General features: G+C 64.6%; 15 protein-coding genes. 10 read left to right on the top strand and 5 right to left on the bottom strand.

Annotation, left to right across the window (positions count from 1 at the left end; all coding sequences use genetic code 11):
• Positions 1-49: 49 nt before the first annotated feature.
• Positions 50-1,390, top strand: coding sequence for an MFS transporter (locus tag AC1DIN_RS09825; protein ID WP_476809609.1), 1,341 nt, complete (start codon positions 50-52; stop codon positions 1,388-1,390).
• A 198-nt stretch (positions 1,391-1,588) separates the two neighbouring features.
• Here AC1DIN_RS09825 and AC1DIN_RS09820 read toward each other — a convergent pair whose 3' ends face one another.
• Positions 1,589-2,134, bottom strand: coding sequence for a cupin domain-containing protein (locus AC1DIN_RS09820; RefSeq protein WP_441469265.1), 546 nt, complete (start codon positions 2,132-2,134; stop codon positions 1,589-1,591).
• A 135-nt stretch (positions 2,135-2,269) separates the two neighbouring features.
• Between AC1DIN_RS09820 and hisD the strand changes: the two genes are divergently transcribed.
• From hisD to AC1DIN_RS09795, 5 genes are all read left to right on the top strand, one after another.
• Entirely contained in the window at positions 2,270-3,577 is a 1,308-nt protein-coding gene (hisD, locus tag AC1DIN_RS09815) for a histidinol dehydrogenase (protein ID WP_476809608.1), read from the top strand.
• 125 nt (positions 3,578-3,702) lie between these two features.
• Positions 3,703-4,755 carry an ABC transporter substrate-binding protein gene (locus AC1DIN_RS09810; RefSeq protein WP_476809607.1) on the top strand — a complete coding sequence of 351 codons (1,053 nt, stop codon included), beginning with the start codon at positions 3,703-3,705 and terminating at the stop codon, positions 4,753-4,755.
• A gap of 180 nt (positions 4,756-4,935) precedes the next feature.
• Positions 4,936-6,006 (top strand): ABC transporter ATP-binding protein, encoded by a 1,071-nt coding sequence (locus AC1DIN_RS09805; RefSeq protein WP_441469268.1) that lies wholly within the window; start codon positions 4,936-4,938, stop codon positions 6,004-6,006.
• Positions 6,003-7,172: an ABC transporter permease gene (locus AC1DIN_RS09800; RefSeq protein ID WP_476809606.1), complete on the top strand. Its 1,170-nt coding sequence runs from the start codon at positions 6,003-6,005 to the stop codon at positions 7,170-7,172. The genes AC1DIN_RS09805 and AC1DIN_RS09800 overlap by 4 nt, the downstream gene beginning before the upstream one ends.
• Positions 7,169-8,002 carry an ABC transporter permease gene (locus AC1DIN_RS09795; protein ID WP_476809605.1) on the top strand — a complete coding sequence of 278 codons (834 nt, stop codon included), beginning with the start codon at positions 7,169-7,171 and terminating at the stop codon, positions 8,000-8,002. Before AC1DIN_RS09800 ends, AC1DIN_RS09795 begins: the two co-directional genes overlap by 4 nt.
• 140 nt (positions 8,003-8,142) lie before the next feature.
• Here the strand turns inward: AC1DIN_RS09795 and AC1DIN_RS09790 are convergent, their stop codons facing one another.
• The gene (locus AC1DIN_RS09790) at positions 8,143-8,625 is read right to left on the bottom strand and encodes a hypothetical protein (protein ID WP_476809604.1); all 483 of its coding nucleotides are present in this window, start codon (positions 8,623-8,625) and stop codon (positions 8,143-8,145) included.
• A 270-nt stretch (positions 8,626-8,895) separates the two neighbouring features.
• On the opposite strand from AC1DIN_RS09790, the gene AC1DIN_RS09785 reads away from it, so the two are divergent.
• Both AC1DIN_RS09785 and AC1DIN_RS09780 read left to right on the top strand, forming a co-directional pair.
• Positions 8,896-9,381, top strand: a complete 486-nt coding sequence (locus AC1DIN_RS09785; RefSeq protein WP_441469272.1) for a DUF6790 family protein — start codon at positions 8,896-8,898, stop codon at positions 9,379-9,381.
• Complete coding sequence (locus AC1DIN_RS09780) at positions 9,378-9,596, top strand: hypothetical protein (protein ID WP_441469273.1); 219 nt, start codon at positions 9,378-9,380, stop codon at positions 9,594-9,596. Before AC1DIN_RS09785 ends, AC1DIN_RS09780 begins: the two co-directional genes overlap by 4 nt.
• Positions 9,597-9,799: 203 nt before the next feature.
• Here AC1DIN_RS09780 and AC1DIN_RS09775 read toward each other — a convergent pair whose 3' ends face one another.
• Positions 9,800-10,432: an HAD hydrolase-like protein gene (locus AC1DIN_RS09775; RefSeq protein WP_476809603.1), complete on the bottom strand. Its 633-nt coding sequence runs from the start codon at positions 10,430-10,432 to the stop codon at positions 9,800-9,802.
• A 315-nt stretch (positions 10,433-10,747) separates the two neighbouring features.
• A complete protein-coding gene (locus AC1DIN_RS09770) occupies positions 10,748-10,972 on the bottom strand; it encodes a hypothetical protein (RefSeq protein WP_441469275.1) in 225 nt (74 codons plus the stop codon).
• A gap of 189 nt (positions 10,973-11,161) precedes the next feature.
• On the opposite strand from AC1DIN_RS09770, the gene AC1DIN_RS09765 reads away from it, so the two are divergent.
• Positions 11,162-11,404 (top strand): hypothetical protein, encoded by a 243-nt coding sequence (locus AC1DIN_RS09765; protein WP_476809602.1) that lies wholly within the window; start codon positions 11,162-11,164, stop codon positions 11,402-11,404.
• Positions 11,405-11,532: 128 nt separating this feature from the next.
• Positions 11,533-11,793 carry a PsiF family protein gene (locus AC1DIN_RS09760; RefSeq protein ID WP_441469277.1) on the top strand — a complete coding sequence of 87 codons (261 nt, stop codon included), beginning with the start codon at positions 11,533-11,535 and terminating at the stop codon, positions 11,791-11,793.
• 85 nt (positions 11,794-11,878) lie between these two features.
• Here AC1DIN_RS09760 and AC1DIN_RS09755 read toward each other — a convergent pair whose 3' ends face one another.
• Positions 11,879-12,418, bottom strand: a complete 540-nt coding sequence (locus AC1DIN_RS09755) for a hypothetical protein (protein WP_476809755.1) — start codon at positions 12,416-12,418, stop codon at positions 11,879-11,881.
• Positions 12,419-12,496: the final 78 nt, after the last annotated feature.

The following is a 12,496-nucleotide window of genomic DNA, read 5'->3' as shown; positions in this document are numbered from 1 at the left end:
AAGCCCGGGGCCTCGACGCCAGGGGCATGTTTTCAAAGAGGGGATCACCATGACAGAACTCGCCGCCACGCATGCCATTTCCGAATCCAAGGCCGGGAGGACGGCCGACACGATTTCGAGCCGACGGGCGGTGATTGCAGCCGTCGTCGGTAACACGCTGGAATGGTACGACTTCGCCGTCTACGGCTTCTTCGCGCTGACGCTCGCCAAGCTCTTCTTTCCCGCGGGTGACGCCACGGTCTCGCTTTTGCTGACCGTCGCCACCTTCGGCGTCGGCTTCGTGATGCGTCCGATCGGGGCACTCGTGCTCGGGACGCTCGCCGACCGGCGCGGCCGCAAGGCGGCGCTCTCGCTGACGATCCTGCTGATGGCGCTCGGCACCGCCATGATCGGCTTCGCGCCGACCTACGCGACGGCCGGCGCCTGGGCGCCGGCGATCATCGTGCTCGCGCGGCTGATCCAGGGCTTCTCCGCCGGCGGCGAGATCGGCGGCGCCACAGCCTTCCTGGTCGAGCATGCTCCTCCCGAACGCCGCGGGCTCTATGCGAGCTGGCAGCAGGCAAGCCAGGCCGGGGCTCTGCTGCTGGGCTCGCTGACCGGCGCGCTGCTCACCGGCTTGCTGCCGCCGGCTGAGCTTGAGGCGTGGGGCTGGCGCGTGCCGTTCCTGATCGGGCTCTTGATCGCGCCGGTCGGTCTCTACATCCGCTCGCGCGTCGACGAGACCGAGGCCTTCAAGGCCATCCTGCGCGAGCGCGCCGCGCGGCCCGAGTCCGACTTCTCGCCGCTGCGCGACACGCTCGGCCAGCATCGTGCCGCCGTAATCACCGGCTTCGGCATCACCATCGCCTGGACGGTCTGCACCTATTTCTTCCTGGTCACCATGCCGACCTATGCGGTGCGCCAGCTCGGCGTGCCGCAGAGCGCGAGCCTTCTCGCCAACAGCGTCGGGCTCGTCCTGATCGTGGTGCTGGCACCCGTCTTCGGCGCCTGGTCCGACAAGGTAGGCCGGCGTCCGATCATGCTGGCTTCAGTGGTCGGGCTCTTCCTGCTGAGCTGGCCGGTGCTCTTCTGGCTGACGGGGCAGCCCAGTGCGTTCAACCTCATGCTCGCGCAGATCGTATTCGCCGTGCTGATCGCGGGCTTCAGCGGCCCCGCGCCGGCGGCGATGGCCGAGCTCTACCCGCCCGCCATGCGCTCGACCGGCCTGTCCATCGCCTACAATCTCGCAGTCACCGTTTTCGGCGGTTTCGCGCCGTTCATAACCACCTGGCTGATCACCCAGACGGGAAGCGCCCTCGCGCCGGCCTGGTACGTGATGCTGGCCGCAGCCATCAGCCTGAGCGCCTTGCTGATGGGCAGAAACCTGCTGAAGGCGTCCTTCGGCCGCTAATTGGGGATCGCGCGACCAATCCGACGGGCGGCAGATCCGGGAGCTCGGCGGCAAATCGCAACAAGATTGCGGACGGAAGCCAAACCATGTGGCAACGGGACTTACTTTGTCATGTTGGATTCGGTAGGGCGCACAACCAGACACCGAGCTTTGGCCCGAGAGCAGACATATCCAACGCGCTTCCCCTCGTCAGGGCCGCTAATATGTCGGAGGCGTGATGGCGCTCACGATCTCGCTCGGCTCGTTCGCGGCATTGCGGAATCGGTGCGGCTCCCGGCTGTCGAAATAATAACCATCACCGGTCTGCAAGATCGACGTTCGACCCGCGACCGTGACCTCGACCGCGCCGCGGATAACGAGGCCGCCTTCCTGAGCCGAATGGGAGAAGGCCTCGCCCGTATCGGCCCCCGGAGCGTAGGTCTCGTGCAGCATCAGCATCGAGCGGTTGGGAAATCCGGTCCCGATGACGCGGTAGGAGATGGCGTCGGCGCGGCCGATTTCGGCCATCTCCGCAGCTCGGCAGAAAGGATTTGGCGGAGAAACGGCATGAAAATCCAGAAAGAAGCCGGACATGGTCGTTCCGAGCGCGTCCAGCACGGCATGCAGCGTATCGAGCGAGGGACTGATCAGATCCCGCTCGATCAGCGAGATGGACGAGTGGGAAACACCTGAGCGCAAGGCGACGGCGCGGACGCTGAGCTTGCGGCGCTGGCGAAGCTCCCTCAAACGGTCGCCGATTTTCATGGAAGGCCTCCTTCACCAAGCCCTGCATGTGAGCGCAATTGGTGAGGATCTTCAACAGGCCCGCCGGCCCTCCTTGCCTTGTCGTCGCGTGCCGCTGAAGCTTGCAGCTCTCTCCTGCTCACCGGAACACGCTGCATGTCCAAGTCCGATCCCGCCCTGGAACGCCGGATAACGCGCATCAAGGCACCCCAGCGCAGCGCCTGGAGCGACAACACCCCCGTCGAGACAACCGTGAAAGCCGTTCTGGAGGCAGTGCGGTGTGATGGCGACGCCGCCTTGCGCCGCTATTCGCGCGAGTTCGACAAGGTCGATATCGAGGCGTTCGAGGTCACGCCGGCGGAGCGCGCCGCTGCGCTCGATGGACTGGAGAAGCAGACCCGCGCCGATACCGAATTCGCGATCGAACGGGTGCGGAGCTTCGCCGAGGCGCAGCGCCGGACCCTGCTGCCCCTCGACATCGAAGCGCTGCCGGGGCTGCATCTGGGCCACCGCATCATCCCGATCGCTCGCATCGGCGCCTATGTGCCGGGTGGGCGTTACCCGCTACTGTCGGCGCCGATCATGACGATCGTGCCGGCCAAAGTCGCCGGCTGCGACGAGGTTATCGCCTGCCTGCCGCCCGGAGCCCATCCCGCAATGGTCGCGGGCTGTCACCTCTCAGGGGCGGATCGGATTTTCCGTATCGGCGGCGCCCAGGCGATCGCGGCGATGGCGTTCGGCACGGAGAGCATTCCGGCCGTCGACAAGATCGTCGGGCCCGGAAACGCCTATGTGAACGAGGCCAAGCGGCAGGTCTTCGGCCAGGTCGGGATCGACCAGTTGGCCGGACCGAGCGAGATCTTTATCGTCGCGGATGAAACCGGCGATGCCGTGACGATCGCAGTCGATCTGCTGGCGCAAGCCGAGCATGACGTTCGTACCCGTGTCGGCCTCATCACCACCGATCGCGCTCTGGCCGAGAAGGTCCTAGTCGAGATCGAGCGCCAGCTCGGTAATCTCTCGACCGCGCCGGTGGCCGCCGCCGCCTGGCGCGACTATGGCGAGATCGTCGTCTGCGCTGACCAGGCGACGATGCTGGCCTACTCGGACCATATCGCCGCCGAGCACCTGGAAGTGCACACGCGCGATGCGCAGGCGACGGCCGCGAAGCTGCGCAATTACGGCTCGATCTTCGTCGGGGTCGCCGCCAGCGTGGTCTATTCCGACAAATGCTGCGGCACGAACCACACACTGCCCACCATGGCGGCCGGGCGCTACACCGGCGGCCTCTGGGTCGGCTCCTATCTCAAGACCTGCACGCATCAATGGCTCGACGAGCGCGGCGTCGCGGCCGTCGCTCCGCCGGCCATGCGCCAGAGTGCGAGCGAGGGCCTGGAAGGACACAGGCGGGCAGCGGCGCTGCGGCTCGCCCCGGCGCAGTTGCTGAGCGAGATCGGAGCCTGACCGGCGACAAGATTTTCCGGAAACCCTCTATCGCACCACGAAAAAGGGGGTTCCAATGAGGGCAACACCGATCCTGTCCGCGAGGGGCGGAACGGATCGCTGCAGCAGAAGCAGGGAGACAATCCATGACGTTTCTGAAGTCCATACTCGGCAACACCGCGCTCGCGGCGGGGCTCGTCATTGCCGGTCTCGGCGCGGCATCCGCCCGTGACCTGACCGTCGTATCCTGGGGCGGCAACTACCAGGACGCGCAGCGCAAGATTTACTTCAAGCCCTTCGCGGACAAGACCGGCAAGCCGGTCCTCGACGAATCCTGGGACGGGGGCGTCGGCGTCGTCCAGGCGAAGGTGAAAGCGGGAACGCCGAACTGGGACGCGGTGCAGGTCGAGGCCGACGAGCTTGCCATCGGCTGCGCCGACGGCCTTTACGAAAAGCTCGACTGGAACAAGCTCGGCGGCAAGGACAAGTTCCTGCCGAGCGCGGTGAGCGACTGCGGCGTCGGGGCGATCGTCTGGTCGACGCTGCTCTCCTACGATTCCGAGAAGCTGAAGACGGCGCCGACCTCCTGGGCCGATTTCTGGGACACCAAGAAGTTTCCGGGCAAGCGCGCCCTTCGCCGGGGCCCGAAATACGCGCTCGAATTCGCGCTGATCGCCGACGGCGTCGCGCCGAAGGACGTGTACAAGGTGCTGCGCGAGAAGGGGGGCGTGGATCGCGCCTTCAAGAAGCTCGACGAGATCAAGTCCGATATCGTCTGGTGGGAATCGGGCGCGCAGCCGCTGCAGTTGCTGAAATCCGGACAGGTCGTGATGACTTCGGCCTATAACGGCCGCATCAGCGGCATCAACAAGACCGAGGGCACCAAGTTCAAGACCGTCTGGCCGGGCAGCATCTACGCGGTCGACAGCTGGGTGATCCTGAAGGGCAGCCCCAACAAGGACCAAGCGATGGACTTCATCGCTTTCGCCAGCCTGCCGGAGAACCAGTCGAAGCTGCCGCAGGACATCGCCTATGGCCTGCCTAACAAGGCCGCCGCGGCCGCCGTTCCAGCCGATCTCGCCGTGGATCTGCCAACCGCGCCGCAGAATCTCGAGAACGCGATCGCGATCGACGTCGATTACTGGAACGACAACATCGAGGACCTGACCAAGCGTTTCAACGCCTGGGTCGGCAAATAGCTCGGCGACGGGGGCGGCAACCTGCCGCTTTCGGTTCGCAGGTCTTCATGCAGCGAAGCCCCGGGTGCGCCAGAGCGTGCCCGGGGCCGTTCCGGCCGGCCGGGGTGGCGCGGCCATTCCCTCACGTTCCTCGCCGCGGCCGCAACGGCAGCGCCTTATTCGTCACGGGAAGATTGATCTTTGCGAGCTCCGGATCCGTTCATTCATTTCGCGGCCATCAGCAAGGTATTCGGCGCGGTAACTGTGGTCGACTCGCTTGACTTCCATGTCGCGCGGGGAGAGTTCGTCAGCCTCCTCGGCCCTTCGGGCTCGGGCAAGACGACCCTCCTGATGATGCTTGCCGGCTTCGAGACGCCGTCCGGCGGGAGCATCCATGTCGACGGGCGGCGCGTCGAGCATCTGCCGCCGCACAAGCGCGAGATGGGCGTGGTCTTCCAGAACTACGCTCTCTTCCCCCATATGACGATCGCCGAGAATGTCGGCTTTCCGCTCAAGATGCGCGGCGTCGCCCGGGCGGAACGCGAGACGCGGGTGAAGCGCGCGCTCGACCTCGTGCGCCTCGGCCATCTCGCCGACCGCAAGCCTTCGCAGCTCTCCGGCGGCCAGCAGCAGCGCATCGCGCTCTCCCGCGCCCTCGTCTACGAGCCCAAGGTCGTGCTGATGGACGAGCCGCTGAGCGCGCTCGACAAGCAATTGCGCGAGCATATGCAGCTCGAGATCCGCGCACTGCATCGCGACCTCGGTCTGACGGTGATCTTCGTCACGCATGATCAGGGCGAGGCGCTGACCATGTCCGATCGTGTCGCCGTGCTGAACCGCGGCAAGATCGAGCAGTTCGATACGCCCTCGGGCCTCTACGACAGGCCGCGCACACGCTTCGTCGCCGAGTTCATCGGCGAGACCAATCTGCTTGCGGGACGAGTGTCCCAGCGTCAGGGCGAAGCCGGGACGGTCGCGCTCGCGGCCGGTGGGAGCGTGACCTGCGACAGGGCCGGAGCTTTCGAAGCCGGCCATGACGTCATGGTCTCGGTTCGTCCTGAAATGCTGCATCTCGTGCCGGATGCTGCGGCGAACGCATTGCCGGTGACCATCGAGGACCATGTCTATCATGGCGATCACATCCGCCTGCACCTCGCCTACGGCGAGAACCGCCTCGTCGCCAGGGCCGGGCGCCGCGATGCGGCACCGCCGATCGGCAGCAAGGCCTTCGCCAGCTTCGCGCCCGGCGACTGCTCGCTGGTGGCGCCATGAGCGCACGCCTCAAAGCCTTCCTCCTCGTGACGCCGATGGTGGTCTTCCTCGGCCTGTTCTTTCTCTGGCCGCTGTGGATGATGATTTCGACCGCGGTGCAGGGCGGCACGGTGCGCCTCGCCTTTCCGCAGACGGCGACCGCGATCACGAGCTGGGATGGCAACAGCCCGCCGTCCGCGCCGTTGCAGGCGGCGCTCATCCGGGATCTGCGGGCCGATACGCCGCAGGAGCGCTTCGGCGATGCGGTGCGCACGCTCAACAGCCAGCAGGCCGGCTTCCGCACGCTGCTGCCCCGTACGGCGCGCGCCGTGCGTGAGGCCGGTGAGGCTGACGTGGTCGATCTCGCCGCCGTCGATCCGCGCTGGAGCGACCAAGCCTACTGGCTGGCGCTGAAGCGCAGCATGCCGGCCTATACGGACGCCAATCTGCTGGCGGCGGTCGACCTCAAGCGCAATGACGACGCGCGGATCGAGGCCGTCGAAGCCGACTTCGCCGTCAACCGCGCGATCATGCTGCGCACCTTCGTGATCGCGGCGCAGGTCACACTCCTTTGCGCAGCGATCGGCTTGCCTTTCGCGATGCTGGCGGCGAGCGTCAGCGGCTGGAAGCGCAATGCGCTTCTAATCGCCGTGCTGCTGCCGCTATGGACATCGCTGCTGGTGCGAACGGCTGCATGGCTGATCCTGCTGCAGGACAACGGGCTCATCAACCAGACGCTGCGCGCGATCGGGCTGATCGATTCGCCGCTTTCGCTCATCTACAACCGCACCGGCGTGCTGATCGCCATGACGCATGTGCTGCTGCCGCTGATGGTGCTGCCGATCTATGCCAGCCTGATCGCGATCCCGCGCAACCTGATGCCGGCCGCTGCGGCGCTGGGCGCCGCGCCATTGCAGGCCTTCCGGTACGTCCTGCTGCCGCTCGCCATGCCCGGACTGCTCTCGGGCTCGCTGCTCGTTTTCATGGTGGCGCTCGGCTACTACATCACGCCGGCGCTCACCGGTGGCGCCGGCGACCAGATGATCAGCTCGGTCATCGCCTTCTACGCCACCGGAACGGCGAACTGGGGCATGGCGGGCGCACTCGGCCTGTTCCTGCTGGTGCCCACGACGGTGCTCTACATCGCCTACAGCCGGCTCTCGCGCACGCCGCTGGTGCAGACATGAGCGGCGTTTCGGTCCGCCCCGGCGGCGCCGCCTTCAACGCGCTGCGGCTCGCCTTCGCGGCACTGGCCGTCGCCTTCCTGCTACTGCCGCTCGTCGCGATCCTGCCGCTCGCCTTCACCGACAGCGTCTTCCTCGTCTATCCGATCAGCGGCCCTTCGATGCGCTGGTTCGGCGCGCTCGCGGAAAGCCAGGCCTGGACGCGTGCGATCGTCAATTCGCTGATCATCGGCACAGGCGCGACCATCGTCGCCACAGTGGTCGGGACGCTGGCGGCGCTGGGCCTCAGGCGCGAACTCGTGCCGTTCTCCGGGCTGCTGCGTTCTGTGTTCCTGTTGCCGATGGTGGTGCCGGCGGTCGTGCTCGGCGTCGGCATGCAGATCCTCTACGCTCGCATGGGACTGGCTTCGAGCTATCTCGGCGTCATCATCGCGCATGCCGTGCTGTGCGTGCCCTTCGTGCTCGTCAACGTCGCGAGTTCGCTCGCCAGCATCGATCCGGCGCTGGAGCGTGCCGCGTCCAGTCTCGGAGCCTCCCCGGTCAAGGTCTTCCAGAGCGTGACGCTGCCGCTGGCCATGCCGGGCATTTTGACCGGCGCGGTCTTCGCCTTCGCGACCTCGCTCGACGAGGTGGTGATCACGCTCTTCGTCGCCGGCCCCAACCAGACGACGCTCGCCCGCCAGATGTTTTCGTCTTTGCGTGAGAACATCAGCCCTGCAATCGCAGCAGCGGCCTTCATCATCATGATCCTGACGTTCGTGCTGCTCCTGGCCGTCAAGGGCGCTTCGCTGTACCAGGCTTTGCGCAAGAGGCAGAGGATCGAGATCGGCTAGCTCGGGCATCATTAGAAGTCATCTGTCGCTTCGGTACTGGTCTGCGCCAATAGCGGGATCTGGGCCCCCCGCTCGAAAGCAGACTTCCAGAGCTCCCGTATCCGCATGACCGAAAATCGATCCAATTCAACGGGGGTGGATCAATGCCCGGTCCCGGCCGGGCATCTTTCGCTTGTGGAATCGCGCGCTTCCGCTCGCTTGGCGTTCCGTCGAGACGCTGGAGATCCATCGTGCAAGTGGGGAAGGAGTGCGAGCCCCCGGCAGCGCCCGAAGACGCTCTGTCTGCCCGCCGAGAAGATGATGACCTCGTGGGTATCGGGCGCCTGTCCGCGCACTTCCATACCGGGCGAGCTGATGGGCAGGCGCTCGGCCAGCAGGCGCTTGATCGCCTCAGCCGGCTTGCTGCGGCCCTTATTCGGATAGTGCTTCGCGACGCAGGCGCGATGCTCCTCGCCAGTCTGCTCCAAGCCCTCGCGCACCGGGACCATGCCGGCACAAACCACCCGCCGCGCCGTCGCGAGGCCATAGGCCAGCGTCTTGTCGCGGCCATCGCCGGCGTCCCCGAGGCCGTCGAGGATGCCCTCGATGCTCTTGACCTGACTGGTCAGCGACGAGCCGAACATCGGAGCCTTGCCTGATCGCAGATAACCGAACTGGTAACCGCAGCGGTAACCAGCCGCTTGGCGCTCTCTTCCTTGACCCTGCGGGCGATGTCCTGGGTCCAACCGCAACGCTTCGCGCGCTTGATGACGGCGACATTGGAGATGCCGGCGCCGTTGGCGATATCGCGGACCGAGAGGACGCCGGCCCGGTATTCTCGCTATTCGGCTTCCCGGTCAGTGGGTTTCCGCTCACGCAGCGTTTAAGCTCCGGCAAAATGCGCGGGGGGCACTATGGAAACGCTGATCCGGTTCGTGCTTGGCAATCTGACGGTGCTGATGTTCCCAGCGGCATTCGTCGCGGCCGCCGTCTCCAAGAGACCGGCACCGTACGAGGAGCGGCTGCTGGATTGGCTGCTTCTGCTTTTCCTGGGCATTGGCAGCATCTGGTCCGGGATATTTCACGTCTTCTTCCCGGCAATCGCCTCGAAGTCGATCGGGTGGAGCCCCAGCCCGTTCGAGACCGAGATTGGCATTGCCGACATCGCCATGGGGATCACCGCAATCGTTGCCTTCTGGCGACCGGTTCAGTTCAAAGGTGCGATTATTCTCTACGCAGTGGTCTTCTTCATCGGTGTCGCGATCAATCACGTCTACGATGCCGCCGCCGGCAACCTGGCAGTCAATAATTTCGGCTTGCTGCTAGTCTCTACGATTGTGAGCATCTTCCTGCTGCCCTGGCTCTACTTCAGGGCCCAGTCACGTGAGGCCGCCCGATGACCGATGTAAAGGCAGAGCCTGCAATCTTCGACGCGGCGCCAGCGCACCCGGAGGAAATCCGATCGGTGTTCGACCTGCGCGTTGGCAATCACATCACGCTGCAGGGCAAGTTGCGTATCACGCCGGCTGGACTGGTCTGTTCCGGGCTCGCGGTTGCCATGATGGGCTTCGGGCTCGGGTACATCGCCCGGTCCTTGTCGCGGCGAAACTGGTGAGATTCTTCGAACTTCGGAACCGGCCAAGCCATAATGCAGCCCAGACCTACGCCGCCATTGGATGGCGAATTCCGGCTATCAGTCTAATCGGAAGGCCATGAGCCTAGCCTCGCCGCCCTGACATTGCGACACCAATGCAGCGGCCCGCTCTACGGCTCCCCAGTCGAGTCGATGGGCGTGCGGTCAGTCAATCCACGCATCCCTCAGGCGTGCGTCAACCTAGCCGACAGTTCGCCGATGCTATCAAACGTCATGTCCGGCTTCGCTGCCCGCAACGCGGAAGCAGCATTGTAGCCGAAAGTCACTGCGCCAGCGGCGATTCCAACGCTTCGGGCAGCTTCGATGTCACGAACTTCGTCGCCCACGGCGATGGAACTTTGCTTACTGGCCCCGCTGCGTTTGATGACAGCCTGAAATTTGGCGGCCTTGCCCCAGAGGGATGCTCCACAATTGAAATGGCTAACGTGGACAGCTGCAGAGCCGAGCTTCTCTCGAATTGCTTCCTCGCCATTCGAGCTCACTATGGCGACCTGAATATTGGATGCGGCCAAGCTGGCCAGCATGTTCTCGACGCCGGGAAATAGCCGCACCTCATCGCGGCTGTCTGCGCTCAGCTTGCGCATGTGCACGGCTATCGAAGGCATTCTCCAAAGGGGAACCTGAAGTCGCGCCACGATTTCTCGCGTAGCTAACCCCCGAAGTTCTTCGATCTCATGCTCTGCGACCTCGCGAAATCCAAACCGCCGGGCAGTCTGATTGAGTGCCGAGCAGAACCACGGGAAGCTGTCCGCCAGTGTTCCATCGTAATCGAATATGGCGAGCGAAAAGGGAGGCATAATGGCTCCTGAACTTCAGGTGTCATTGCCCCGAGCCGTCGAAGCGGTCAACCAGCCGCGCGCCAGCTACCACGAGGCCGCGCGGGAATGTCGCCCCCTCGCCGCGTCGAACTTTGAAATCGGCACCGGACCATGCGGCGGCCCCAGCCCGCATCGATACTCCGGGCCTTGCGGTTACCCGCGAAGCGGTCCGAAACGATCGAGGAGGCCTGGCGGCCATCCTTCCGGGGAGGCCGATCCTCGCAAGCGGCCTCTTCGAACTCTGAAAATGGTAGGCCGATGTTCGGCCTCACCTTCAGCCGCGGCGGAATAGCCTCAGAAGATCTCGTTCTTGATGCCCTTCACCAAACCGATGGTGGCTCCGACAGAGGCGCCGACGCCGAGGCCGAGCTTTCCGCCGTAGCTGCCGATTTCAATACCCTTGTCCAAATCGGTCTTCACCGACTCTCCGATGCGCCCCAGGGCATCCTTCAGGCCCGCGCCGTTCACGCTGTCCAGCGTCTCGTCGTCCAGAGCGACATTGTCTCGGTTGGCGTTCATCGTTGCGCTCCTGCTCATCGGGCTAGGCCCGTTGTTTCGTTGAGCAAGGTGTAGTCAGGCCGGCTTACAGAACGCTTACAGGGATAGCGGAGTTCTCGTCGAACTCCGAAGCCAGCCTCCCTGGCGGGCAGGAACATAGTGCTCCAGGGCCGGGTTGATCCACCACATCAACCTGCCAAGGAGGGCGCCATGATCAAAGCTGCGATAGTCGCAGGTTTCGCCGTTGCCGCGCTTCCCACCTTGGCCGCGGCCGAGCCCAACCGAGTTGGGCCTGCGTGTGAACTGCCGGGGCAACCTGTTGTTGACCTAGGCGTGCTCCGGACCGAGTTCTCGCCAGCTGCTGAAGCGCCAAAGGAACAGGTGATCGATATGACCCTGTCATCGCAGCAACTCAACACGATCCGCGTCGGACCGAAAGGCAGCACCCGCTAGCGGGTCTGAATCTTTGCCGGCGAGCTGTTCAGTACCCGTTCAAGTCAGTCCGCGCGATCATTCGCCATCCGACAGCCGACCCGGCGACTGCCAGGAACCGACCATCCGGGTTAATGACGGACGATGCCATGAACCTCTCGCGCTATCTGCTGCCGGTTGCCGCGCTCGCGATGATGACGGGTTACGGCTTTGCGCAAACACCCGTGCAGATGACCCCCGATACAAAGCCAGCGATGACGGCCCCTGCGCCGGCAGCGCCCGCCAAGAAGGCGACGACGACCTCCGGTCAAAGGACCGCCAAGTCGAAGGCCTGCTCTGATCAAGCGGATCAGAAGGGCCTTCACGGGAAGGCCCGAAAGCAGTTCCGCGACGAGTGCAAGAAGGCCTAAGCTCGACGCGGCTGGGCGCCATCCTGAACGTTGGGTGGCGCCTCTGTGGCCAGCATTTCGCGGCCGCGAGCTCTGAATGCCGTAGTCACCCCGGAATCGTGAAGCCGTACTTTCCGCCCAATGCCTTGAAATCGGCCCGGCTGATCATACCGCCGTCCGGTTTCACGTACTGAGGCATGGCGGCGTAGTTGTCTTCGATCGTGTTCGGCTTCAGTGAGCGATCGAGCGCCGGCCCCGTGTTCGTGACCACGTAGCAGCCGGTGGTCTTCGCGAGCTTCTTGCAGAAACCCAGGCCGCTGCCTCCGATGTTGCAGGCAGAAAGCCAGATCACTCTGAGGCTGTTGATCCGCATCCAGGGGAAGCAGACCTCCACGTTGTCCTCGAAGAGCATCTGCCCGATCGCGAGGTAGGCCTTGTAGGGTGGCTTTGCAGAGAAGCCGTGGCAGTTGAAGACGACGTGTTTGTCGCCCTCCTTCACCATGCCCACCATATCCTCGTTGCTGGCGCCGTTCCGGATGTATGGATTCCGGGTCAGGCTCGTGCGGAACAGCACTCCCTCCCCGTTCAACCCCACTGAGGGGCCAACGAGAGTGACCAGCTTTTGAGGAGGAACACCGCTGCTCATGGGATAGCCCCCGCCAGGAGGTTGAACCTGATCAGGGGCGTCTCGGATAGACGTCAGCCAAATGGATGACGCGGCATC

The sequence above is a fragment of the Allobosea sp. 05T438 genome, assembly GCF_056396025.1.
The sequence above is the reverse complement of the archived record's forward strand: the minus strand, read 5'-3'. Positions and strand labels throughout refer to the sequence as shown.

Coding starts and splice junctions, on each gene's coding strand:
- AC1DIN_RS09795 (WP_476809605.1), top strand. CDS start 7,169: ATGAGCGGCGTTTCGGTCCGCCCCGGCGGCGCCGCCTTCAACGCGCTG.
- AC1DIN_RS09810 (WP_476809607.1), top strand. CDS start 3,703: ATGACGTTTCTGAAGTCCATACTCGGCAACACCGCGCTCGCGGCGGGG.
- AC1DIN_RS09825 (WP_476809609.1), top strand. CDS start 50: ATGACAGAACTCGCCGCCACGCATGCCATTTCCGAATCCAAGGCCGGG.
- AC1DIN_RS09820 (WP_441469265.1), bottom strand. CDS start 2,134: ATGAAAATCGGCGACCGTTTGAGGGAGCTTCGCCAGCGCCGCAAGCTC.
- AC1DIN_RS09765 (WP_476809602.1), top strand. CDS start 11,162: ATGATCAAAGCTGCGATAGTCGCAGGTTTCGCCGTTGCCGCGCTTCCC.
- AC1DIN_RS09785 (WP_441469272.1), top strand. CDS start 8,896: ATGGAAACGCTGATCCGGTTCGTGCTTGGCAATCTGACGGTGCTGATG.
- hisD (WP_476809608.1), top strand. CDS start 2,270: ATGTCCAAGTCCGATCCCGCCCTGGAACGCCGGATAACGCGCATCAAG.
- AC1DIN_RS09800 (WP_476809606.1), top strand. CDS start 6,003: ATGAGCGCACGCCTCAAAGCCTTCCTCCTCGTGACGCCGATGGTGGTC.
- AC1DIN_RS09760 (WP_441469277.1), top strand. CDS start 11,533: ATGAACCTCTCGCGCTATCTGCTGCCGGTTGCCGCGCTCGCGATGATG.
- AC1DIN_RS09780 (WP_441469273.1), top strand. CDS start 9,378: ATGACCGATGTAAAGGCAGAGCCTGCAATCTTCGACGCGGCGCCAGCG.
- AC1DIN_RS09770 (WP_441469275.1), bottom strand. CDS start 10,972: ATGAACGCCAACCGAGACAATGTCGCTCTGGACGACGAGACGCTGGAC.
- AC1DIN_RS09755 (WP_476809755.1), bottom strand. CDS start 12,418: ATGAGCAGCGGTGTTCCTCCTCAAAAGCTGGTCACTCTCGTTGGCCCC.
- AC1DIN_RS09775 (WP_476809603.1), bottom strand. CDS start 10,432: ATGCCTCCCTTTTCGCTCGCCATATTCGATTACGATGGAACACTGGCG.
- AC1DIN_RS09790 (WP_476809604.1), bottom strand. CDS start 8,625: ATGTTCGGCTCGTCGCTGACCAGTCAGGTCAAGAGCATCGAGGGCATC.